Annotated in this window: 20 protein-coding genes; 12 read left to right on the forward strand and 8 right to left on the reverse strand. The window is 69.4% G+C overall.

Annotation, left to right across the window (positions count from 1 at the left end; genetic code table 11):
* Nucleotides 1-23: 23 nt before the first annotated feature.
* The 3 genes from ASG32_RS17715 (at nucleotide 24) to recJ (ending at nucleotide 3,830) form a co-directional block, all read left to right on the forward strand.
* On the forward strand, nucleotides 24-479 hold the full coding sequence (locus tag ASG32_RS17715) for a proton-translocating transhydrogenase family protein (protein ID WP_020092006.1): 456 nt from the start codon (nucleotides 24-26) through the stop codon (nucleotides 477-479).
* Nucleotides 480-483: 4 nt separating this feature from the next.
* Nucleotides 484-1,881, forward strand: coding sequence for an NAD(P)(+) transhydrogenase (Re/Si-specific) subunit beta (locus ASG32_RS17720; RefSeq protein ID WP_020092007.1), 1,398 nt, complete (start codon nucleotides 484-486; stop codon nucleotides 1,879-1,881).
* 131 nt (nucleotides 1,882-2,012) lie between these two features.
* Nucleotides 2,013-3,830, forward strand: a complete 1,818-nt coding sequence (gene recJ, locus ASG32_RS17725; RefSeq protein WP_082557928.1) for a single-stranded-DNA-specific exonuclease RecJ — start codon at nucleotides 2,013-2,015, stop codon at nucleotides 3,828-3,830.
* A 12-nt stretch (nucleotides 3,831-3,842) separates the two neighbouring features.
* Here recJ and ASG32_RS17730 read toward each other — a convergent pair whose 3' ends face one another.
* The 4 genes from ASG32_RS17730 to ASG32_RS17740 form a co-directional block, all read right to left on the reverse strand.
* Nucleotides 3,843-4,337: a CAP domain-containing protein gene (locus ASG32_RS17730; RefSeq protein ID WP_056528692.1), complete on the reverse strand. Its 495-nt coding sequence runs from the start codon at nucleotides 4,335-4,337 to the stop codon at nucleotides 3,843-3,845.
* 153 nt (nucleotides 4,338-4,490) lie between these two features.
* Nucleotides 4,491-5,564, reverse strand: coding sequence for an HD-GYP domain-containing protein (locus ASG32_RS17735; RefSeq protein ID WP_056528695.1), 1,074 nt, complete (start codon nucleotides 5,562-5,564; stop codon nucleotides 4,491-4,493).
* A 109-nt stretch (nucleotides 5,565-5,673) separates the two neighbouring features.
* Entirely contained in the window at nucleotides 5,674-5,820 is a 147-nt protein-coding gene (locus ASG32_RS34530) for a hypothetical protein (RefSeq protein ID WP_020092011.1), read from the reverse strand.
* Nucleotides 5,821-6,218: 398 nt separating this feature from the next.
* Nucleotides 6,219-6,911 carry a GntR family transcriptional regulator gene (locus ASG32_RS17740; RefSeq protein ID WP_020092012.1) on the reverse strand — a complete coding sequence of 231 codons (693 nt, stop codon included), beginning with the start codon at nucleotides 6,909-6,911 and terminating at the stop codon, nucleotides 6,219-6,221.
* Between the two features lie 478 nt (nucleotides 6,912-7,389).
* Here ASG32_RS17740 and oxlT point away from each other — a divergent pair, with 478 nt between their 5' ends.
* Nucleotides 7,390-8,667 (forward strand): oxalate/formate MFS antiporter, encoded by a 1,278-nt coding sequence (oxlT, locus tag ASG32_RS17745; RefSeq protein ID WP_020092013.1) that lies wholly within the window; start codon nucleotides 7,390-7,392, stop codon nucleotides 8,665-8,667.
* A 105-nt stretch (nucleotides 8,668-8,772) separates the two neighbouring features.
* Nucleotides 8,773-9,444, forward strand: a complete 672-nt coding sequence (locus ASG32_RS17750) for a class II aldolase/adducin family protein (RefSeq protein ID WP_056528698.1) — start codon at nucleotides 8,773-8,775, stop codon at nucleotides 9,442-9,444.
* Between the two features lie 12 nt (nucleotides 9,445-9,456).
* Here the strand turns inward: ASG32_RS17750 and ASG32_RS17755 are convergent, their stop codons facing one another.
* Nucleotides 9,457-10,389, reverse strand: a complete 933-nt coding sequence (locus ASG32_RS17755) for a methionyl-tRNA formyltransferase (RefSeq protein WP_056528700.1) — start codon at nucleotides 10,387-10,389, stop codon at nucleotides 9,457-9,459.
* 189 nt (nucleotides 10,390-10,578) lie between these two features.
* Nucleotides 10,579-11,856 carry a formyl-CoA transferase gene (frc, locus tag ASG32_RS17760; RefSeq protein WP_020092016.1) on the reverse strand — a complete coding sequence of 426 codons (1,278 nt, stop codon included), beginning with the start codon at nucleotides 11,854-11,856 and terminating at the stop codon, nucleotides 10,579-10,581.
* A gap of 471 nt (nucleotides 11,857-12,327) precedes the next feature.
* Here frc and ASG32_RS17765 point away from each other — a divergent pair, with 471 nt between their 5' ends.
* Complete coding sequence (locus ASG32_RS17765; protein WP_012319741.1) at nucleotides 12,328-12,606, forward strand: hypothetical protein; 279 nt, start codon at nucleotides 12,328-12,330, stop codon at nucleotides 12,604-12,606.
* Between the two features lie 5 nt (nucleotides 12,607-12,611).
* On the opposite strand, the gene ASG32_RS17770 is transcribed toward ASG32_RS17765, so the two are convergent.
* Entirely contained in the window at nucleotides 12,612-13,304 is a 693-nt protein-coding gene (locus tag ASG32_RS17770; RefSeq protein ID WP_020092017.1) for a hypothetical protein, read from the reverse strand.
* A gap of 438 nt (nucleotides 13,305-13,742) precedes the next feature.
* Between ASG32_RS17770 and ASG32_RS17775 the strand changes: the two genes are divergently transcribed.
* Genes ASG32_RS17775 through ASG32_RS17785 form a run of 3 tightly spaced genes read left to right on the forward strand, consistent with a single transcriptional unit; the run spans nucleotide 13,743 to nucleotide 17,136 of the window.
* The gene (locus tag ASG32_RS17775; RefSeq protein ID WP_056528703.1) at nucleotides 13,743-15,623 is read left to right on the forward strand and encodes an MHYT domain-containing protein; all 1,881 of its coding nucleotides are present in this window, start codon (nucleotides 13,743-13,745) and stop codon (nucleotides 15,621-15,623) included.
* Nucleotides 15,623-16,075 carry a response regulator gene (locus ASG32_RS17780; protein ID WP_020092019.1) on the forward strand — a complete coding sequence of 151 codons (453 nt, stop codon included), beginning with the start codon at nucleotides 15,623-15,625 and terminating at the stop codon, nucleotides 16,073-16,075. Before ASG32_RS17775 ends, ASG32_RS17780 begins: the two co-directional genes overlap by 1 nt.
* Nucleotides 16,072-17,136, forward strand: a complete 1,065-nt coding sequence (locus ASG32_RS17785) for a response regulator (protein WP_056528706.1) — start codon at nucleotides 16,072-16,074, stop codon at nucleotides 17,134-17,136. The genes ASG32_RS17780 and ASG32_RS17785 overlap by 4 nt, the downstream gene beginning before the upstream one ends.
* 10 nt (nucleotides 17,137-17,146) lie before the next feature.
* On the opposite strand, the gene ASG32_RS17790 is transcribed toward ASG32_RS17785, so the two are convergent.
* Nucleotides 17,147-17,710: a TetR/AcrR family transcriptional regulator gene (locus tag ASG32_RS17790; protein WP_056528709.1), complete on the reverse strand. Its 564-nt coding sequence runs from the start codon at nucleotides 17,708-17,710 to the stop codon at nucleotides 17,147-17,149.
* Nucleotides 17,711-17,849: 139 nt separating this feature from the next.
* On the opposite strand from ASG32_RS17790, the gene ASG32_RS17795 reads away from it, so the two are divergent.
* Genes ASG32_RS17795 through ASG32_RS17805 form a run of 3 tightly spaced genes read left to right on the forward strand, consistent with a single transcriptional unit; the run spans nucleotide 17,850 to nucleotide 23,093 of the window.
* Nucleotides 17,850-18,911 carry an efflux RND transporter periplasmic adaptor subunit gene (locus ASG32_RS17795; protein ID WP_244492017.1) on the forward strand — a complete coding sequence of 354 codons (1,062 nt, stop codon included), beginning with the start codon at nucleotides 17,850-17,852 and terminating at the stop codon, nucleotides 18,909-18,911.
* The gene (locus ASG32_RS17800; protein ID WP_056528714.1) at nucleotides 18,908-20,005 is read left to right on the forward strand and encodes an efflux RND transporter periplasmic adaptor subunit; all 1,098 of its coding nucleotides are present in this window, start codon (nucleotides 18,908-18,910) and stop codon (nucleotides 20,003-20,005) included. The genes ASG32_RS17795 and ASG32_RS17800 overlap by 4 nt, the downstream gene beginning before the upstream one ends.
* A gap of 22 nt (nucleotides 20,006-20,027) precedes the next feature.
* The gene (locus ASG32_RS17805; protein ID WP_056528718.1) at nucleotides 20,028-23,093 is read left to right on the forward strand and encodes an efflux RND transporter permease subunit; all 3,066 of its coding nucleotides are present in this window, start codon (nucleotides 20,028-20,030) and stop codon (nucleotides 23,091-23,093) included.
* Nucleotides 23,094-23,177: the final 84 nt, after the last annotated feature.

Raw genomic sequence — 23,177 nt, forward strand, 5'->3', positions numbered from 1 at the left:
GCCTGGCCGAGAGGAGTAGCAGAATGGCAAACGTCATCGTCCCTCCCGATCAGGCGGCCGATCAGGCCCGCGTGCTGGCCGACGCCGCGCGCGCCGCGGCCGCGGTGGCGCGCAACGCCGCCGACCAGGCGCAGGTCATCGCCGACGGCATGGGCCACGGGCTCAGCGCCGCCACCGGCGGCGCGGTCGATCCGACCGTGTTCCGGCTCGCGATCTTCGTGCTGGCGATCTTCGTCGGCTACTACGTGGTCTGGTCGGTGACCCCGGCCCTGCACACCCCGCTCATGTCGGTGACCAACGCGATCTCGTCGGTGATCATCGTCGGCGCGATCCTGGCGGTCGGCGTTCCGCTGATCGAGAAGGGCACGGGCCTCGCCCGGTTCTTCGGCTTCATCGGCATCGTACTCGCCAGCGTGAACATCTTCGGCGGCTTCCTCGTCACGCAGCGCATGCTCGGCATGTACAAGAAGAAGGGCTGAGCCGGTGTCAGAGAACGTCTCCTCCCTTCTCTATATCGTCGCCGGCGTCCTGTTCATCATGGCGCTGCGGGGGCTCTCGCACCCCACGACCTCCCGGCAGGGCAACCTGTACGGCATGGTCGGCATGGGGCTCGCCATCCTGACCACGCTGGTCGGCCACCCGCCGGCGGGTGCCGGCGCCTGGATCCTAGTCCTGCTGGGCTTAGGGCTCGGCGGCGGCGCCGGCGCGGTGATCGCCAAGCGCGTGCCGATGACCGCGATGCCGCAGCTCGTGGCGGCCTTCCACTCGCTGGTCGGCCTCGCGGCCGTCTTCGTGGCCGCGGGCGCCCTCTACGCACCGCAGGCATTCGGTATCATCGAGAACGGGCACTTCCACAAGCAGTCGCTGTTCGAGATGGGTCTCGGCGTGGCCATCGGCGCCATCACCTTCACCGGCTCGGTGATCGCCTTCGCCAAGCTCGACGGGCGCATGTCCGGCAAGCCGATCATGCTGCCTCAGCGCCACCTCATCAACGCGCTGCTGGCCGCCGGCCTCGTGTTGCTGATCGCCCTGTTCATCGGCACCGAGTCGAAGGCGATCTTCTGGCTGATCGTCATCGCCTCGCTGGTGCTCGGCGGCCTGATCATCATCCCGATCGGCGGCGCCGACATGCCGGTGGTCGTGTCGATGCTCAACTCGTACTCGGGCTGGGCGGCGGCCGGCATCGGCTTCACCCTGGGCAACCTCGCGCTGATCATCACCGGCTCGCTGGTCGGCTCGTCGGGCGCAATCCTGTCCTACATCATGTGCCACGCGATGAACCGGTCGTTCATCTCGGTGATCCTCGGCGGCTTCGGTGGCGACACCGCCGCGGCCGGCACCGGCCAGGTCGAGACCCGGCCCGTGAAGCAGGGTTCGGCCGACGACGCGGCCTACATCATGAAGAACGCCGAGCGGGTCATCATCGTCCCGGGCTACGGCATGGCGGTCGCCCAGGCGCAGCACTCCCTGCGCGAGATGGCCGACATGCTGAAGAAGGAGGGCGTCGACGTGAAGTACGCCATCCACCCGGTGGCGGGCCGCATGCCAGGGCACATGAACGTGCTGCTCGCCGAGGCCAACGTGCCCTACGACGAGGTCTTCGAACTGGAGGACATCAACGGTGAGTTCCCGCAGGCGGACGTCGCCTTCGTGATCGGCGCCAACGACGTCACCAACCCGGCCGCCAAGACCGACAAGGCCTCGCCGATCTACGGCATGCCGATCCTCGACGTGGAGAAGGCCAAGACCGTGCTGTTCATCAAGCGCGGCATGGGCTCCGGCTACGCGGGTGTCGAGAACGAGGTGTTCTTCCGCGACAACACCATGATGCTGTTCGGCGACGCCAAGAAGGTCGTGGACAGCGTGCTGAAGTCGCTCTGAGACCCAGGTCTCCGGCAGCGTCGAGGGGCGGGCAGCGATGCCCGCCCTTTCTCGTTGTGGCGATCGGGTTCGCCGTCGCTGTTGCGGCGGGGCGCAAGATTCCCCGCGCCGGCCGGTGTAGGGTGGCGCCCGTGTCGTCCGCTCCGCTCCTCGCCGAATTGCCGCCCTTCCTGGGTGTGGCCGCCTCCGTGACCGGCCGGCGCTGGCAGGAGCGCTGCGGCGGCGCGGCCGTCCAGAATCACATCGCCAAGATGGTCCAGGCCCACGGCCTGCCGGAACTGCTGGCCCGGGTGCTCGCGGGACGCGGGATCGTACCGGAGGCGGCGCCCCGCCACCTCGCGCCGCGCCTGCGGGACCTGATGCCGGATCCGGACACGCTGCTCGACATGGAGGCGGCCGTCCGCCGACTCGTTCGGGCGGTGAAGCGCGGGGAGACCGTGGCGGTTTTCGGCGATTACGACGTCGACGGGGCCGCAAGCGCGGCCCTGCTCGCCGGATACCTCCGCGAGCTGGGTTTGCGCGCGCCGATCCACATTCCCGACCGGATCACCGAGGGCTACGGACCCAACATCGCGGCGATCACCGCGCTCGCGGCTGAGGGCGCGACGCTCCTCGTCTGCGTCGATTGCGGGACGAGCGGCCACGCGCCCTTGGAGGAGGCCGAGAAATCCGGCCTGGACGTCATCGTCCTGGACCACCACGCGGCCTCCGAGGTGCTCCCGCCGGCTCGCGCCGTGGTCAACCCGAATCGCCTCGACGACCTCTCGGGCCTCGGCCATCTCTGCGCCGCCGGCATCGTGTTCCTGACCCTGGTCGCGCTGAACCGCGCCCTGCGGCAGGACGGCTTCTTCGGCGGCCATCGTCCCGAACCGCAGCTCACCGACGCCCTCGATCTCGTCGCCCTGGCGACCGTTGCCGACGTCGTGCCCCTCACGGGCCTCAACCGGGCCTTCGTGACCCAGGGCCTCACGGTGATGCGCCATCGCGGCCGCACCGGGCTCGCGGCGCTGCTGGACGCCGCCTCGCTCGGCGAGCCGCCGGAAGCCTGGCACCTCGGCTTCGTCCTCGGGCCGCGCATCAATGCCGGGGGCCGCATCGGCGATTCGGCACTGGGCGCCCGCCTGCTGACCACGGCGGACCCGAGCGAGGCGGCCCGGATCGCCGCCGACCTCGATCGGCTGAACCGCGAGCGCCAGGCGATCGAGGCGCAGGCCGTCCAGGAGGCCGAGGCCGAGATGGACCGGGCGCTGACGCTGGATCCGGCCCGCACCGTGCTGGTGACCGCCAGCGCCGAGTGGCACCCCGGCATCGTCGGCCTCATCGCCTCGCGGTTGAAGGAGCGCTTCAACCGCCCGGCCTTCGCGTTCGCGATCCGCCCGGACGGCACCGCCACGGGCTCTGGGCGCTCGATCCCGGGCGCGGATCTCGGGCTCGCGGTCCGCGCCTGCGTCGAGGCCCGGCTCGCCAGCAAGGGCGGCGGCCACGCCATGGCGGCCGGCGTCACCGTGCGGGCCGACGACATCCCGCGCTTCGAGGCGCACCTGGCGATGCTGCTCGGGGCGAGCGTCGCGGTGGCCCGCGCGGCCGACGCCCTGCTGATCGACGGCGGCCTCAGCGCCGGCGGCGCCACCGCGGAGACGGTCCGGCTGCTGCAGCAGGCCGGCCCGTTCGGCCAGGGCGCGCCCGAGCCGCTCTTCGCGCTGGGCCGGCATCGCCTCGTCGATGCCGGCGTGGTCGGCTCGAACCATGTCAGGGCGCGACTGCGCAGCCGCGACGGTCAGGTGGTCGGGGCGATCTGCTTCCGCGCGGCCGAACGGCCGCTCGGCCTCGCCCTCCTGAACGGGATCGGCCGGGAGATGCACGTGGCCGGGACCCTGTCCTGCGACCGCTGGCGCGGCGCCGAGCGCGCCCAGCTCCGGATCGTCGATCTCGCGCCGTCCGAACCCTGAGACGCCCCGGCGTCAGGTCCCGGCCATCACGAGCGCCCAGAAGCGCTTGTACCGCGTCGTGGGGGCATCGACCCGGGCGATCCCGATCCTGCGGATCTGCGGGAGCAGCATGTTCTTGTTGTGCTCGGGGCTCGCCTTCCAGCGGGCGAGCACCTGTTCCAGGGTCTCGGATCCGGCGCTGAGATTCTCGGCTGCCCAGGATCTCGCGAGACCGGCCGACGCCATGCGCGAGGTGAAGCTGCCGCCGACATCGTGGCTGAGCTGGCCGCGGCGGGCGTTGTTACCGGCCTGGAAGGCCGCCGCCTTCACGAGAGCCGGATCGACCACGACCGGGCTCAGGCCGTGCTGGACCCGGTAGGCCGAGATCGCCGCGGCGGCCGCGACCTCGTCGAGCACGGCGGTGTGCGTCGCGTTCTCGACAGAGGACTCGGGAAGGACCGAGAGACCGCCGCACCCGGTGAGGGCCAGCAGGAGGGCGGCGGCGATGGCGCGACTGAGTTTGGGCACGGTCCGGACGGCGTTGCGTGAGACGGGATCGCTTGCTTCTGGCGCGGTTGCGGCGAAAGCGCGGCGCGCGGCGCGCCTGCAGGATCCCGCCGACCGGCGTGGCACCAGAGCCACGCCCGGCCGCGGATTAGGCCGCGAATTCAAGCTACGGATTCAGGCCGCCAGGGCGCTGCCTTTGAGCATGGAGGGCGCGAAGGCCCGCAGGAGATCCGGATCCAGATGCCCGGCGCTGTCCGTCATGATCGACAGCGCCTCGGCGGGCGAGGCGGGCTGCCGATAGGTCCGCCGCTCGGTCAGCGCGGAGAACACGTCGCAGATCGTCACGATCCGCACGAGGTCGGAGATCGCGGGGCCGGACAGCCGATCGGGATATCCTTTCCCGTCCAGACGCTCGTGGTGGTGGCGGACCACGTCGATCACCGCGTCCTCGAAATCGCCGTGCGCCCGGAGCAGATCGGCGCCGATGTCGGGATGGCGCTGCATCAGCCGCAATTCCTCGGCGTTGAGCGGCCCCGGCTTGTTGAGGATCTCCACCGGGATGCGCGCCTTGCCGATGTCGTGCAGGAGCGCCGACCGCACCAGCAGTGCGAGATCGGTCTGACCGAGCCCGATCTGCGAGCCGAACGTGGCGGCATGGCCCGCGACGCCGAGGGTGTGCTGATAGACGCCGATCTCGTGGCGCCAGACCTCGGCAAGCCACTCGGAGATCCCGACCTCGGAGATGGCCGCCAGAACGAGCTCGGTCCCGCGATCCGCGTCGGCGCGCTGCAGCCGGGCCCCGAGGGCGGCGCTGTCGAAGATCTCGGCGACGACGGCGGTCGCGCCCGAGACGCGCTCCAGGAGCCGGCGCTGCCGCAGCTCTGCGGACCGCGTCGCCTCCTCGATCATGGCGAAGACGTTCGCCAGAACGAGTTGCCGGGGCGAGGCGGCCGGCAGCTGACGCAGATAGCGGGTAGCCGGCATGGGATCGCCGCGCACGAGGACGAGGCGCGGAACCGGCGGTCCGTGGTGGGGGAGGGTCGACTGCACTCTGGCGGTCTGGGCCGGCGGCAGGTCGAGGATGACGAGGTGCGGGCGGCCTGACGGTAGCGGCGCGCCGGGCGGGATCGCCCAGCAGTTCATCACGAGCGCGATGGCACGCTCAAGGGCCGATCGTTCGGACGGGCGGTCCGATACGAGGAGGACGAAGGGGCCGTCCGAGAAAACCGAGGCTGCGCCGAGGGCCAACGCGGTAGCTCCTCGCCCGCACGGTCAACGATCGGTTCACCCTACGCGTAAAATTTGAGGAAAGCGTTACCCCTACGCACTCTCTGGTTTCGCGGATCCAGCACTGACTTCAGGCGAGCTTGGCGTTCGCGACGTCGGCGGTCGGCTCGACAGTGTTCCGGGCCCGGTCGGCGGAGAGGAAGTCCGCGAACTTGACGGTGAGCAGCGCCTGGCAGGCGGCGAAGGCGACAAAGATGGCGAGGAAGCTGGCGATCATCGGATTCTCCGGCGCGGTCTGGAACCGCCTCATGTTGCGACGCAATGCGTGCCATGCTGCTGCGCAACTTGGTATGCCAGATTACGAATACCGATTATGTCGAACATGCATGGGGCGCGCAGATCGAGCCCACAAAGTTCGGATTGTTGCCCAGCCATGCATGAAAATGCACAACTGATCAGCTTTGGAAGGTCGTGGCCTCGCCGAACATGTTCTGCAGTGCATCAACGCTTGCGCGCGATTTATATTCAGGCGCGTGTCGAGCTCGTGTGATAGCCGGCGCGGCGAACGAGGGTTCCCCCCGAGCGCCGCTCGCGCCCTTGGCCCATCATCATGCCGCACAGGCACGAGGTGTCGTCCGGGCCGGGCGATCCGTCAGGCGAGGACTGAACGGTCGCTCAATCCAGATAATCGCCGTAGGTGTCGACGTGCTGCGCGAGGCCCAGACCGTGCTCGCGCACGAGTCTCTCGGCCAGATCGGCATCACGGGCTTCGAGCGCCGAGATGATGGCGACGTGCTCCCGGATGGAGCGCTCCGCCCGATCGCCCTGCCGGAGCGCGGTGCTGCGGATGCCGCGCACGTGCATGAGCAAATTGCTGGTCAGATCGGCGATCGCCTCGCAGTGACCCAGCGCGATGATCCGCTGATGAAATCGGATGTTCGCGTCCGAATACTCGTCCATGTGTTCGGACGGTTGGCCCTCGAAGAACTCGGGAAAGGATTCGCGCAGCGAGCGGAGTTGGCCGTCGGTGGCGCGCGCGCAGGCGAGTCGTGCCGCCATGCTCTCCAGCGCCGTCCAGGCGTGGATCATGCTGACGATCTCGCGCTTGTTCTTCTTGATCACGAAGACGCCGCGCCGGGCCTCGGAGCGGACGAAGCCTTCCTGCTCCAGAACCGTCAGGGCCTCCCGCACCGGGGTGCGGCTGACACCGAGATCCTGCGACAGCTTGCGCTCGTCGAGCCGCACCTCGTCCGGACGCCCGTAGATGTCCATGTTGGTGATGGCCGTCTTGAGCGCCTCGTAGGCCAATGTCCGGAGACTGGAGCTGGCGACGATGGGCTTCACGCTCAGCGGTTCGGAATTCGACATCCCTCGTCCAGTCAGCTCACACGCATGATGTCTCGCACGCATTCTCTGTCGTGCGCTCTCAAACGACCTAACCCAAACCTTTGCGAGATCCTAGTCGATCGCGGAGCGGTCCCACAGACCTGTGACCATTGCCGGCGCTCGGCACCTGAAAAATTGGCCGCGGCGCGACCATCACCCGTCGCCTAGCGAGACACGTTCGGTAAGGCGATTTAATCCCCGGTCGCGAACCTGTGTTTTTTTGCAGGTTTGATTGACACCCCGGGATTAAATCAGCACCATCTTGCTGGCATACCGTCGACCATCGGACATCAAGGCCGACTCGGCGCCGGATGCTGCTGTACTGCAGAGATTATTTGTCTGCGGGCCAAGAATTTTTCGAAGAATTCCGATCACGTTGTTCCGACAAGCTGCGCCGTGGCAGGGCATAAGCCCGGCTCGAGCGCGAAAGCCGACAAGAATACTGCCAAGAGGGAACGGTATGTCCGAGATCGTCAAACCGGTTGGGCGCGGCCGCTGGCTGCAACTCGCCTTCGGCGTCGTCTGCATGTGCATGATTGCCAATATGCAGTACGGCTGGACCTTCTTCGTGAGCCCGATGCAGGAGCGGCACGGCTGGGATCGCGCGGCGATCCAGGTGGCGTTCACGCTGTTCGTCGTCACCGAGACGTGGCTGGTCCCGATCGAGGGCTGGTTCGTGGACAAGTACGGCCCGCGCATCGTCACGCTGTTCGGCGGCCTGCTCTGCGCCGTCGCGTGGGTGATCAATTCCTACGCGGACTCGCTCACCGTGCTCTACATCGCGGCCGCGATCGGTGGCACCGGTGCAGGCGCGGTTTACGGGACCTGCGTGGGCAACTCGCTGAAGTGGTTTCCCGACCGCCGCGGCCTGGCCGCCGGCATCACCGCCATGGGCTTCGGCGCGGGTTCGGCACTCACGGTCGTGCCGATCCAGGCGATGATCAAGTCCCAGGGCTACGAGGCGGCCTTCTTCTACTTCGGGATCGGGCAGGGCGTGATCGTCATGCTGATCGCCCTGTTCCTGCGCGCGCCGGCCAAGGGCCAGGTTCCGGAAGTCGCCCGGGTCAGCCAGTCGAAGCGGGACTACAAGCCCTCCGAGATGGTCCGAACCCCGATCTTCTGGGTCATGTACGCGATGTTCGTCATGATGGCCGCCGGCGGCCTGATGGCCACCGCGCAGCTCGGCCCGATCGCCAAGGACTTCAAGATCGCCGACGTCCCGGTCTCGCTCCTGGGGATCACGCTGCCGGCGCTGACCTTCGCGGCCACGCTCGACCGGGTTCTCAACGGCGTAACGCGCCCGTTCTTCGGCTGGGTCTCCGACCATATCGGCCGCGAGAACACGATGTTCCTGTCCTTCGCGATCGAGGGCCTGGGCATCTACGCGCTGAGCCAGTTCGGCCAGAATCCGATCGCCTTCGTGCTGCTGACCGGTCTCGTGTTCTTCGCGTGGGGCGAGATCTACTCGCTGTTCCCGGCGACCTGCGGCGACACGTTCGGCTCGAAGTACGCGGCGACCAATGCCGGGCTGCTCTACACGGCCAAGGGCACCGCGGCGCTGATCGTTCCCTACACCAGCGTGCTCACGACCATGACCGGAAGCTGGCACACGGTGTTCCTCGCGGCCGCGGCCCTCAACATCCTCGCGGCCCTGCTGGCGCTGTTCGTCCTCAAGCCGATGCGCGCCGCCTACACCAAGAAGCCCGAGGCGGGCCTCGCGCCGGTGCTGGCGCAGTAGCAGGCCCCGATCGCTCGGCGCCGCACAGACACGAGTGAGCCCGGCGCCGTCTTTACGGCGCCGGGCTTCCTGCATACCGGGAACCGGGCTTTCCGGAGATCGGGCATGGACAGGGACGAGCGGATCGCGCGCGAGGGCGTCGTGGCGGCGGCGCGGACACTCGACGCACAGGGGCTGAACCGCGGCACGTCGGGCAATGTGTCGGTGCGCTTCCGCGACGGGCTCCTGATCACCCCATCGGGCGTGCCCACGGATCGGATCGAACCGGACGACGTGGTCCGGATGGGTCTCGACGGCACCCACGCGCCGGATCGGAAGCCGTCATCGGAATGGCGCTTCCACCGGGACATCCTCGCGTCCCGTCCGGAATTCCACGCCGTGGTCCACGCGCATCCGGTCTACTGCACCGCCTTCGCGATCTGCGGAGAGGCCATCCCGGCGATCCACTACATGATCGCGGCCTTCGGCGGCCCGACGGTACGCTGCGCGCCCTACGCGCCCTACGGCACCGCGGAACTCTCGGACCTCGCCCTCGCGGCGCTCGTCGACCGCAACGTCTGCCTCCTCGCCAATCACGGCATGATCGCGGCTGGGGCGAGCCTGGAGAAGGCCCTGTGGCTCTCCGTCGAGCTGGAGACGCTCTGCCAGCAATACGCCGTCGCGCGGCAGATCGGGACGCCGATCATCCTGTCCGACGACGAGATCGGCACGACGGTCGAGCGCTTCCGCGGCTACGGTCTGAATGCGGCGCGGCCGACCGCGCCGGAGACGACCTGAGGCGCGGCTGACCTAGCGCCCGAGAAACTGACCGACCGCCAGCCCGGCCTCCCGGGCGTACTCGGCGGCCGCGACCTTCTTGCCGCCCTCCGCCTTGACCTTGCGGATCTCGAGCCGCCCGCCCTGCGCGCACACGCTGAAGCACTCGTCGTCGACGGCGATCACCTCTCCGGGCTTGCCGACGACGTCGGCGAGCTTGCGGATCCGATGCAGGCTGCAGTCGAAGATCTGGAGTTTCTTGCCGTCGTGCGTGGTCCAGGCACCGGGCGCCGGGTTCGCCGCGCGGATCAGGTTGTAGATCTGCTCGACGTGGGCCGACCAGTGGATCTCCGCCTCGGCGGCGCGGAACCAACCCTCGTAGCTCGCGGCGTCCTCGTCCTGATCGATCTCGACATGCTGGCCGGCCACGACGAGGTCGGCCGCCTCGAGCATGGCCTCGACGCCCATCGGGAACAGGTTGTCGAAGTAGACGTCGCCCAGGGTCGCGTCGGCGCCGATCGGGCAGGATTTCTGCAGGATCACCGGCCCCTCGTCGAGGCCGTCGGTAGGCCGGAAGATCGTCAGGCCGGTCTGCAACTCGCCCCGGGCAATCGGCCAGTTGATCGAGGAGGGGCCTCGGTAACGTGGCAGCAAGCTCGGATGATACTGGATGGTGCCGTGCTTCGGGATGTTGACGAAGCTCTGCGGCGCGAACTGGAGCACGTAGGCCATGATGCCGATATCGGCGTTCAGGCCGCGCATCGCGTCCTCGGCCTCGGGGCTCTTCAGGCTGGGGAACTGGAAGACCGTCAGTCCCTTCTCGACGGCCGCCGTCTTGAGGACATCCGGCTTGGCACCGGGCTTCTCGGGCGCGCAGAACACCGCCGCAACCTCATCGCCTCGTTTGAGGAACGCCTCCAGGACCGCTTTTCCGAAATCCTGTTGACCGATGAAGGCGATGCGCATGCAGGCTCCTGGGTGTCATCCGGACCCTGAGCGGGACCGGGGAGAAACGGACCGAACGCGGGCTCGGCGGCGCGACCGTGCCCCGGCTATCGAACGGCGTCACCCGGAATCCGGGGCCGCGCTTCACGCACGCCCCCGGATTGTAACATCGGCGATCCGGGATCTCGCCCCCGGATCGCCGGAGACCGATCACTCCGCCGCGATCTTCTGGACCGCGCCGATCGCGCCGGACTCGGCGATCTCGCCGACCTCGGCCTCGGAGTAGCCGAGCACGGAGCGCAGGATCTCGTCGGTGTGCTCGCCGAGGAGCGGCGAGCGGGTGACCTCGCTCGGGCTCGCCGACAGCTTGATGGGGTTGCCGACCGTCAGGTACTTGCCGCGGGTCGGGTGATCGACCTCCACGATGGTGCCGGTCTTCCGCAGGGACTCGTCCTCGGCGATCTCCTTCATCGACAGGATCGGGCCGCAGGGGATGTCGTACTTGTTCAGGGTGTCCATCACCTCGAACTTCGACACCTTCATCGTCCAGGCCTCGATCCGCGTGAAGATCTCGTTGAGATGCGGCAAGCGGGCCTTCGGGGTCGCGTAGTTCGGATCGGTCTTCCAATCCGGCTCACCGATGATGTCGCAGATCGGCTCCCAGACGGCGGCCTGGGTGATGACGTAGATGTAGGAGTTCGGGTCCTGCTCCCAGCCCTTGCAGCGCAGGATCCGGCCCGGCTGGCCGCCACCGGAATCGTTGCCCGCACGCGGGGTCGCCTCGCCGAACGGGATGCCCTCGCCGAACTGGCTGTACTCCCTGAGAGGCCCGTGCGCGAGACGCTGCTGGTCGCGCAGCTTGACCCGGCAGAGGTTGAGCACGCCGTCCTGCATGGCACAGTCGACCTTCTGGCCGAGGCCGCTCTGGGTCCGGTGGTAGAGCGCCGTGACGATGCCGAGGGCGAGGTGCAGGCCGGTGCCGGAATCGCCGATCTGCGCGCCCGTCACCATCGGGATTCCGTCGCGGAAGCCCGTCGTCGACGCGGAGCCGCCGGCGCACTGCGCGACGTTCTCGTAGACCTTGCAATCCTCGTAGCGGCCCGGACCGAAGCCCTTCACGGAGGCCAGGATCATCCGCGGGTTGACCTCGTGGATCTTCTCCCAGGTCAGGCCCATGCGGGCGAGGGCGCCGGGCGCGAAATTCTCGACCAGGACGTCGCATTCCTTGATCAGCCGCCAGAGAACCTCCTTGCCCTTCGGGTTCTTCGAGTCGAGCGTGATCGACCGCTTGTTGTGGTTCAGCATCGTGAAATAGAGGCTGTCCACGTCCGGGATGTCCTGAAGCTGCTGACGCGTGGCGTCCCCCGCGCCCGGCCGCTCGACCTTGATGACGTCGGCGCCGAACCAAGCCAGGAGCTGCGTACAGGTCGGGCCGGATTGAACGTGGGTGAAGTCCAGGATGCGGACGCCTTCGAGGGCCTTGGTCATGATCGGTCTCGGAGCTGGAGTCGATTTGGGGATGTCGGAGGGCGGCTCAGGCCGCGCGGGATATCGGTTCGATGCCTGCACGGGCCCGTGTCGCGCGTGCCGCGACTGAGGAGCAGAGGCCTTCCATCCTCGAACGGATCATGTCTGTTCTCCCTCCCACAGCGCGGTCCCGTCGTATCGCGACACCGTCACGCGGACCCGGGGTGACGAGTCCGCCAATTTGTATACCACATGCCATTTGCCGGATGCGAGTGCCTATTGTGGACACCTCCGGCACCGGCCGATGGCCGACCGTAAGCCGGTGCGGGCTCGCGCTCAACACGCTGCACAGCGTGCATGGGGTCCGGGGCGGCGACCCCTTGGCATTCGCCGACAGGCGGTCCATGATTTCGCCAAAATTGCCCCAGCCGCGGGATGAAAAACGCGTCGCGGCCGTGGGTGAAACGATGTAACGCTGCACGAGGAACGCCCATGCTCGCCAGCACCAGCCTGATCAAGTCGTCCTGGATCGCCGTCGACGTCGCCCACGACCGCGCCGAGCGCGTCCTGGTGGTCGAGACCTACATCGCCGTCAGCCCGCTCGAACCAAATTACGACGCCGCGCAGTACGAGCGGGTGCTCGCCTGCGTTCAGAAGGTGCTCAAGACGCACCCGGAGATCGACCGCGCGTCGATCCTGAGCATGCATCGCGGCTCCGGCTGTACGGCTCTGTTCCGCGACACGCCCGCGAAGCAGCCCGCGGCGGCCTGAGGCGTTCAGGCCTCGCCGCCCTCGGTCGGTCGGGACAGGTCCGGCGGCTCGAGGGCGACGCGGGCCGCGTGGAACCACCAGAGCGGGATGTCGCGATTGGCCTTCGCCAGTTCCGACGCCCATCCCTCCTTGGGCATGACGTCGGCCCGGTCGGCGAACAGGCGCAGCGCCGCCTCCGCGCGTTCCCGTCGGCAACGCTCCTCGATCGCCCGCCGCTCGGCCTCGGCGCGGGCGTCGGTCTGCTCGATGAGGCGCCGGGTCGCGAGATCGTCGGCGTCGAAGGCGAATTGCTGCCAGAACGCCTCGGCTTCCCGCGCGACATCCCGCTCGCGGCGCAGCGTCGCGAGCGCTTCCTCCGCGGTGTGCCGCGCCGTCTCGGCGGCCTCGGCGCGGGCGACGAGGCGGTTGTTCGCCTCAAGCAGCTCCCGCTCGCGCTCGGGCGACATCCGCTGCCGGCGCAGCACCCGCAGTTCCTCCTCGTCGGCATGGCGGGCGGCCATCAGGTCCGCGAGCGGACCGGCCGCCAGGGCGTCGGCGGATCGGCGATAGCGCTCGCGCAGGCCCGGGTGGCGGGCCTCAAGGTCCGTGTCGGTCCAGGCGGCGCGATCCTCCCCGTCCGTCCGCTCGCAATCGTACAGAGCCTGCGCCAGGGCTTCGCGCAGGTCGTCCGGAAATCGTGCCGCGGCGTGTCCGTTCATGAACCTGCATTCGCGTTGAGCGATCGACAGAACCTAGAACGCGCGCGCCCGCCGGGTGAGACCGTCGCTGTGTGACGAACGCGTTTTTTTTCGACGCGGCTCGGCCGCGCGGCGGCGGCGATACGCGCCTGTCCACCGAGGCATTCTGGCCGGGATGCCAGCGTCGCCGTCATCCAGCCTCTGGCGCGCATCCTGTCTGCCGGTCTCGTCTGACGGGAGTCGCGGTGCATCATCGCTGACCCTGCTTGCCTGAGCCTGTGTGGTGCGCACCGGGATGCCGATCGCGGCGGCCGATCCGCTCTGGTCCCGGCGCCGGTCTCGGAGCTCGCCGACGCGGCTCGATGTTCGGGAGCTTCATGCGTCTCGGAATCGCGATGGCGCCGACGGATCACCCGGGATACATCGCGAGAAGGCTCCTTCACGCGTCGATCGCAGTCGATGGTCCATACTGGCTACAATCCGGCGCTGGTCGCCCTGTCGATCGGCCTCGCGGTCTTCGCGTCCTACACCGCGCTGGACCTGGGCGCGCGGATCCGCGGGCCCGTCTCGGGACCGCGCTGGCCGTGGATCGCCGGCGCCGCCCTCGCCATGGGCGGGGGCATCTGGTCGATGCACTTCATCGGCATGCTGGCCTTCGAGATGGGCCTGCCGGCCGCCTACGATACCGGGCTCACGCTCCTGTCCCTCGCGATCGCCGTCGCGGCGACCGGCGCCGCCTTCCTGTGGGTGGCGCGCGTCGGCGAGGGGACCGGCAGCCTTCTCGTCGCCGGCCCGCTGATGGGCCTGGGCGTTGCCGGCATGCACTACACCGGCATGGCGGCGCTGCGGATCCCCGGCGATCTCGCCTATAGCCCGGCGATCATCGCGCTCTCGGTGGCGATCGCCGTGACCGCGGCGACCGCCGCCCTGTGGCTCTCCTTCCGGCAACACGGCGTCTGGCAGAAGCTCGTCGCGGCCTGTGTGATGGGCCTCGCGGTGGCGGGCATGCACTACACCGGCATGGCGGCGGCGACGATCACCGCCGAGGCGGGCGGCGCCCACGCCGCCCACGCGGTGACCGGCGCCCCGGCTCAGCAGAACCTCGCCCTCTACGTCGCCGGTGCCACGTTCCTCATCCTGTTCCTGGCGATGCTCGCCTCGTCGCTGGACCAGCAGCGCGTGCAGCGCGAGCTCCAGGCGAGCGAGGCGCGGTTCCGGGCCGCCGTGCAGGCCGTGCGCGGCGTGCTCTGGACCAACGATGCGGCGGGCCGGATGCTCGGCGAGCAGCCGGGCTGGAGCGCGATCACCGGTCAGACGCGGGCGGAGTATCAGGGCTACGGCTGGGCCGACGCGGTCCATCCCGACGACATGGAGGCCTCCGTCGAGACGTGGAACGCGACCGTCCGGGCGCGGCGCACCTACGTCCACGAGCACCGGGTCCGGGTCCGCGACGGGACGTGGCGACACTTCGCGATCCGCGCCATCCCAGTCCTCGACGCGCGCGGCGAGATCCGCGAGTGGGTCGGCGTCCACACGGACATCACCGAGCAGCGTCAGGCCGAAGCCGACCTGCGCGAGTCCAACGAGGAGATCCAGCGCTACGCCTACATCGTCAGCCACGACCTGCGCGCGCCGCTGGTCAACGTGATGGGATTCACGAGCGAGCTGGAGGCGACCCGGACCGAGGTCGCCGCGGCCCTCCGGGATCACCCCGCGGCAGAGCGGCTCGACGCCGATTTCGGCGAGGCGCTCGGCTTCATCAAGGCGGCGGTGAACCGGATGGAGGGGCTGATCGCCGCCATCCTCAAGCTCTCGCGAGAGGGCCGGCGACAATTCTCGCCCGAGGCCCTCGACATGACGAGCGTGCTCCGCGGCGTGGCCGATGCCCAGCGGCATCAGGCGGAGGCGGTCGGGGCCACGGTGACGATCGCCCGCGACCTGCCCGAGATCGTCGCCGACCGGCTCGCGATCGAGCAGGTCTTCGGCAACCTGCTGGACAACGCCGTGAAATACCTCGACCCGAGCCGGCCCGGACGGATCACCGTCACGGCCAAGGCCGTGGGCGAACGCGGCGTCTGCTTCTCCGTCGCCGACAACGGCCGGGGGATCGCCGCGCGGGACCATGCCCGCGTCTTCGAACTCTTCCGCCGATCGGGCGCCCAGGACCGCCCGGGCGAGGGGATCGGTCTCGCCCACGTGAAGGCGCTGGTGCGCTCGTTCGGGGGCCGGATCGAGATCCGTTCAGAACTCGGTGTGGGCACGACGTTCGACGTGACCTTGCCGCACGGGACAGCTACAGCGGTCCGGATCGACCCCGAACCGGCGCCCATCGCCGCCTAATGAGCGTGGAGCGGCCCGTGCACCCCGTCAGCATCGTGATGATCGAGGATGACGAGGGCCATGCGCGCCTGATCGAGCGCAACATCCGACGCGCCGGCGTCAACAACGACATCGTGCCGTTTCGCAACGGCACTTCGGCGCTGGACTATCTGCTCGGGCCTGACGGCTCCGGCGAGGCGAGCGCCCGACGGCACCTGCTGATCCTGCTCGACCTCAACCTGCCGGACATGACCGGCCTCGACATCCTCGAGAAGGTGAAGGCGAACCCGCACACGCGTCGGTCCCCGGTGGTGGTCCTGACCACGACGGACGACAGCCGCGAGATCCAGCGCTGCTACGACCTCGGGGCCAACGTCTACATCACCAAGCCGGTGAGCTACGACGGCTTCGCGAACGCGATCCGCCAGCTCGGTCTGTTCTTCTCGGTCATGCAGGTTCCGCAGAACCCATGACTGCTCGGCATGCCAGCGGGGACGGCACCGCCGCGGCGGCACGCATCCTCTACATCGACGACGATCCCGGCCTCGGCCGCCTGGTCCGGCGCGCCCTCGAGGCGCGCGGCTACGCGGTCGAGCTCTGTCCCGACGGCACGGCGGGGCTGGCGCGGCTCGCCCAAGGCGGGATCGACGCCGTCGCCCTCGACCACCACATGCCGGGACAGACGGGCCTCGACCTGCTGCCCGAGATCCGCGCGCTGCCCGAGGCGCCGCCGGTCATCTACGTGACCGGCTCCGAGGACAGCCGCGTTGCCGTGGCGGCCCTGAAGGCCGGAGCGGTGGACTACGTCTGGAAGGACGTCCAGGGTCAGTTCCGCGAGCTGCTCGGCGAGGCCGTCGCCACCGCCCTCCGGCAGGAGAGCCTGCGGCGCGACAAGGAGCGGGCCGAGGCCGAGATGCGCGAGGCGCGCGACCGCGCCGAGCTGCTGCTGCGCGAGGTCAACCACCGCGTGGCCAACTCCCTGGCCCTCGTCGCCGCCCTGGCGCACATGCAGCGCAACGCCGTCACGGACCCGGCCGCCAAGGCGGCGCTCGACGAGATGCAGGCCCGGATCTCGGCGATCGCCGGCATCCACCGCCGCCTCTACACGTCCGACGACGTCGAATCCGTCGAGCTTGACGCCTACCTGCAGAGCCTGGTCGAGGAGTTGCAGGCCGCCATGCGGGCGAGCGGGCGCGACCACGCGATCCGCCTTCGTGCCGCGCCGGTGCGGCTCTCGACCGACAAGGCCGTGTCGGTCGGCGTGGTCGTGACCGAACTCGTGACCAACGCCTACAAGTACGCCTACCCGGTCGGCACGTCGGGCGAGATCCGCGTCGCGGTCGAGCGGGACGCCGCCGACACCGTGCTGCTCGCCGTCGAGGATGACGGTATCGGCTGGACCGGGGAGGGCGAGGTCCGCGGCACCGGTCTCGGGTCGCGCATCGTGCGCGCCATGGCGTCGAACCTGCGCTCGGCCCTGTCGTATGCCCCCCGAAGCGCCGGGACGCGCGCCGTCCTCGCGTTCCAGGCCTGAGCGTCCGGATCTAGCCGCCGGCTCGCCCGGCGATGCGGTCGAGGGCCTCGAGCATCGGCGCCAGGGCGTCCTCGTCGAGTTGCTGGAAGCCCAGCGCCCGGCTCATGAACAGACCGAGGATGGCGAAGTACAGGACGGAGCCCTCGCCCGGGGGAGCGCCCTCGATCCGTCCGAGCTGGTCCAGCTGATCCGCGACGAACGCCTGAAAGTCTTTCTGCGCCTCCGGTGACTCCATCGATGCCAGCAGGAGTGCGCGCGCCGCTTCGTTGTCGTCGCAGTAATGCCCGCGGATATGCGCCACCATCGCCCTAGGAAGCTGCGACGGGCCGGCCGGTATCTCCCGCGCGCAGGCGTCGATCTCCGCGCGCACGTCCGCGAGCTTGCGGGCGACCAGCGTGCCCACCAGGGCGTCCTTCGACGCGTAATGGTGCAGGACGCCGCCTTTGCTCAGCCCGGCCTCGGCCGCGACCGCGTCGATGGTCAGGCCGCGGACGCCTCCCTTCAGGAGAACGGCCGCGGCCGCCTCCAGGATGATCTCGGGGCGCGCCGCCAGTCGCTGTCGCTTCGCCTGCATCACGGACCTGCACTAAAAACCGTCTGGACGGTATGTAGCGGATGGCGTAGGAACGCGCCACGCAATTCGCACGAGTCGCGCCGACACGGTCGATCGCATGAACCGCATCGCCTTCCTTCCATTTGCATCCGCGCTGCTGATGTTAACCGCGCTCGCGTCGATCGGGTGCGCCCAGGCCGCGCCCGAGACGGCGCTCGACTCCGCCGTGGCGCGCGTGCGGGTCGTGCAGGCGCGTCGCACACCGATGGCGCTCGACGTGGTGGTGACCGGCGACGTCCAGGCCCAGGCGCAGGTCAACGTCTCGTTCCGGACGAACGGGAAGGTCGCCGAGCGGCGCGTCGAGGTCGGCGACCACGTCTCGGCCAATCAGGTCCTCGCCGTCCTCGAACCCCTGACGCAGCAGGCGAATCTCGACAACGCCAAGGCCGCCCTGGCTTCGGCCGAGGCGCTGCTGACGCAGGCGAAGATGTCGTACGAGCGCCAGAAGCAGCTCCTGGCCGGCGGCTTCACGACCCGCTCGACCTACGACAACGCCGAGCAGGAGCTGCGCACCACGCAGGCGGCGGTCGACTCGGCCAAGGCGGCGCTGGGAACCGCGCAGGAGCAGTTCTCCTATACCGAGCTGCGCGCGGGCGTGTCCGGCGTGGTGACGAGCCGCAGCTTCGAGGTCGGCCAAGTGGTCCAGTCGGGCCAGACCGTGCTGGTCGTCGCGCAGGACGGGCCCCGCGACGCGGTCTTCAACGTCTACGAATCGCTGCTGGCCCAGCCGCCGGCCGGCGACACCGTCGCGGTGGCGCTGCAGTCGGACCCGTCCGTCACCGCGGTCGGGACCGTGCGGGAGATCTCTCCCACCGTGGATGCCGCCAGCGGCACGGTGCGGGTCAAGATCGGCCTTAAGTCGACGCCCGCCGCCATGGGGCTCGGCGCCGTCGTGATCGGCCGCGGGCGCTTCGCGCCGCACGAATCGGTGATCCTGCCCTGGTCGGCGCTCTACCGCTACGACGGGAAGCCCTCGGTGTGGGTCTACGATCCGGACCGGAAGACCGTCTCGGTCCGCGCGGTGGAGATCGATCGCTTCGGCCCCGATATCATCGCGCTGAAGCGCGGCGTCGAGCCGGGCGAGCGCGTGGTCGTCGCCGGCATCCAGTTCCTGCGTCCCGGCCAGACGGTCGCGGCCGCCGAGATCGGAGACCGCCCATGACGGCGCGCGCGTATCTCGTCCTGGGCCTCCTCGCGACGGCACTGGCCGGGTGCAACGGTCACGGCGAGGAGGGGGGCGAGGCCGCGGCGGCCCCGGTCCGTCCGGTGCTGACGCAGGTTGTCGTACCGAGCGACACCGTCACGTTCGGGCCGTTCGCCGGCACGATCGAGCCGCGCTACCAGGCGCAGCTCGGCTTCCAGATCCCCGGGCGCATGGTCGCGCGGGACGTGACGATCGGCGACCTCGTCACCCGCGGCCAGCGCCTCGCGGCTCTCGACACCATCGTGACCCGTTTCGACCTGACCCGCGCCGAGGCCGACCTGGCCGACGCGAAGGCGCAGGCCGAGAACGCAGAGGCCGCGGAGTCGCGGACCCGGCGCCTGATGACCGGCAACGCCGTCTCCCAGGCGACGCTCGACCAGGCTGTCGCCAAGCGCGAGACCGCCCGGGCCCGGGTGGATCAGGCGATGGCGAGTCTCCAGAAGGCCCGCGACCAGATGGGCTACACCGAGCTGAAGGCCGAATTCGACGGTGTCGTGACCCAGCGCCTCGCCGAGGTCGGCCAAGTGCTCAGCGCCGGCCAGGGCGTCGTGACAGTGGCGCGGCCCGACGTCCGCGAGGCGGTGGTCGACATTCCCGAGGCCCATGTCGGAGCTCTGCCGTCGGACGGCGTGTTCACCGTCGCGCTCCAGAGCGCGCCGGAGTTGACGGCGCGCGGGCGCGTCCGCGAGATCGCGCCCCTCGCCGAGTCGGGGACGCGGTCCAAGCGCATCCGGATCACCCTGGACGATCCCGGCCCGGCCTTCCGGCTCGGCGCGACCATCAACGTGTCGCTCATGCGCAAGGTCGCGCCCACCGTCCTTCTGCCCGCCTCGGCGCTGCTCGAGGACGGTGACCGCCGCTCGGTCTGGGTCGTCTCGCCCGACGGGAAGTCGGTAGCGCGCCGCGACGTCACCGTGGCGGCGCGGGACAACGCCGAGGACGGCCGCGTCGCGGTCGTCGCCGGCCTGAAGGCCGGCGAGCGCGTCGTGGTCGCGGGCGTCCACGTCATCAAGGAAGGCCAGGCCGTGCGCCTGACCGACGGCGCCGTCTGATCCGGCCGCACGGGGTTTTCGCGTGAAGGACTTCAACCTTTCCGACTGGGCGCTCGGGCACCGCTCGTTCGTCTGGTTCCTCATGCTGGTCTCGCTGATCGCGGGCCTGATGGCCTACACCCGCCTCGGCCGTGAGGAGGATCCGCCCTTCACCATCAAGACCATGGTGGTGCAGACCACGTGGCCGGGCGCGACCATCAAGGACACCCTCGATCAGGTCACCGACCGGGTCGAGAAGGAGCTCCAGCAGCTCAACGGCCTCGACTTCGTCCGCAGCTACACGACGCCCGGATCGTCGACAGTCTTCGTCCAGTTCCGCGACACGCTCAAGAAGAACGAGATCCAGCCGGCCTTCTACCAGGTCCGCAAGCGGCTCGGCGACATCAAGGGTCAGTTCCCGGAGGGCGTGCAGGGTCCGTTCTTCAACGACGAGTTCGGCGACGTCTACGGCAATATCTACGCGTTCACGGCCGACGGCCTGACGCACCGGCAGCTGCGCGACTACGTCGAGGGCATCCGCACCGAGGTCCTGCGGGTGCCCAATATCGGCAAGACCCAGCTGATCGGCACGCAGGACGAGACGATCTACCTCGACTTCTCCACCCGCAAGCTCGCCGGCTACGGCATCGATTTCCAGGCCCTGATCAAGGCCCTGCAGGCGCAGAACGCGGTCTCGGCCTCCGGCGTGGTGCAGGCCGGGCCGGAGCGCATCTCGCTGCGGGTCAGCGGCTCCTTCGCCTCCGAGGCCTCGCTCCAGGACTTCAACCTGCGGGTCAATGACCGCTTCTTCCGCCTCGCCGACATCGCCGAGATCAGCCGCGGCTACGAGGATCCGCCGGCACCGCTGTTCCGGGTGGACGGCAAGCCCGCGATCGGCCTCGCCATCGCGATGCGTCCGGGCGCCAACCTGCTGCATTTCGGAGAGGCCCTGAAGGAGCGCATGCGCGCCATCGAGGCCACCCTGCCGCTCGGTGTCGGCGTCCATCTCGTGTCGGACCAGCCCAAGCAGGTCGAGCACGCGGTCGGCGGCTTCACCCAGGCGCTGGTCGAGGCCGTCATCATCGTGCTGGGGGTGAGCTTCGTGAGCCTCGGCGTCCGGGCCGGCCTCGTCGTCTCGGTGTCGATCCCGCTCGTGCTGGCGATCGTCTTCGTCGTCATGCAGATCATGGACGTCACCCTCCAGCGCATCTCCCTCGGCGCGCTGATCATCGCGCTCGGCCTCCTCGTCGACGACGCCATGATCACCGTCGAGATGATGGTGGCCCGCCTGGAGCGGGGCGACACGCTGCGGAAGGCCGCCACCTTCGCCTACACGTCGACGGCGTTCCCGATGCTGACCGGGACGCTCGTGACGGTGGCGGGCTTCCTGCCGATCGGCTTCAACGGCTCCGGCGCCGGCGAGTACACCTACTCACTGTTCGTGGTGATCGCGGCCTCGCTGCTGGTCTCCTGGGTCGTGGCGGTCCTGTTCGCGCCGCTCGTCGGCGTCACGCTCCTGCCGAAGACCATGAAGCACCACACGGAGAAGGAGGGGATCTTCACGCGCCTGTTCGTCTGGGCGCTGCGGCTCGCCATGCGCTGGCACTGGACGACGGTGGTGGTCTGCCTCGGGCTGATGGCGGCGGCCATCGTCGGGATGGGTCACGTGCAGCAGCAGTTCTTCCCGTCCTCGGACCGGTCCGAGGTGCTGGTCGACCTGACCCTTCCGCAGAACGCCACCATCGCCGAGACCCGGGCGCAGATGGACCGGTTCGAGGCGAACCTGAAGGACGATCCGGACGTGACGAGCTGGTCGTCCTACGTCGGCGAGGGCGCGGTGCGCTTCTACCTCCCGCTCGATCAACAGCTCGCCAACGCGTTCTTCGGCCAGATCGTCATCGTCACGAAGTCGCTGGAGGTGCGCGACCGCGTGATGGCGCGCCTGCAGACGATCGGCCTGCGCGACTTCGTCGGCACCGACGTGCTGGTGCAGCCCCTGAGCCTCGGTCCGCCCGTGGGCCGGCCGGTGCAGTACCGCCTCAGCGGCCCGAACATGGAGACGGTGCGCCGCCTGTCGCTCGACCTCGCCAACGTGGTGGCGGCCGACAAGCGCCTCGACGTGCCGACCTTCGACTGGAACGAGCCCGGCAAGGTCCTGCGCGTCGAGATCCTCCAGGACAAGGCGCGCCAGCTCGGCGTGACCAGCCAGGACGTCGCCGGCATCCTGAACGGGATCGAGGGCGGGCAGGCGATCACGCAGGTCCGGGACTCGATCTACCTCGTCAACGTCGTCGGCCGCGCCCGCGCCGCCGAGCGGTCCTCGCTGGACACGCTGCAGTCGCTTCAGGTCGGTCTCGCCAACGGCACGGTGGTGCCGGTGCTCGCCTTCGCGCGGATCGGCTACGATCTCGAGCAACCGATCGTCTGGCGCCGCGACCGCCTCCCGACCGTGACGGTGCGCGCCACGATCCACGACGCGACCCAGCCGGCCACCATCGTGGCCGCCCTGCAGCCCGGCCTCGACGCCTTCATCAAGGCGCTCCCGGAGGGCTACACGGTCCAGACCGGCGGCGCCGTCGAGGAATCCGCCAAGGGCCAGGGCCCGATCGCGGCCGTGGTCCCGGTCATGCTGCTGGCCATGGCGTTCCTGCTGATGATGCAGCTCCAGAGCTTCGGCCGGATGCTCCTCGTCTTCACCGTGGCGCCGCTCGGCCTGATCGGCGTGGTGCCGGCGCTGCTCCTGTTCGACAAGCCGATGGGCTTCGTCGCCATCCTGGGCATCCTGGCGCTTATCGGGATCATCATCCGCAACGCGGTGATCCTGGTGAGCCAGATCGAGGAGTTCCGGGCCGAGGGGATGGCGCCCTGGCAGGCGGTCTTCGAGGCGACCCACCACCGTATGCGGCCGATCCTCCTGACCGCCGCCGCGGCGAGCCTGGGCCTGATCCCCATCGCCCGCGAGGTGTTCTGGGGGCCGATGGCCTTCGCGATGATCGGCGGGATCCTGGCGGCGACCTTCCTGACGCTCCTGTTCCTGCCCGCCCTCTACATCGGCTGCTACCGCATCCGCCCGGAGACGGGCGGCGCGCCGGCGGCCCACGCCGGCTGATCGGCCGGATCACGCGATCGCGGCGCCCGCGGGCGCCGCGAGGAACGGTCGGCCCGCCCCTCCGCCCCCTCAGGGCGGGCCGAC

The organism is Methylobacterium sp. Leaf361, assembly GCF_001424445.1.
Classification (GTDB): Bacteria; Pseudomonadota; Alphaproteobacteria; order Rhizobiales; family Beijerinckiaceae; genus Methylobacterium.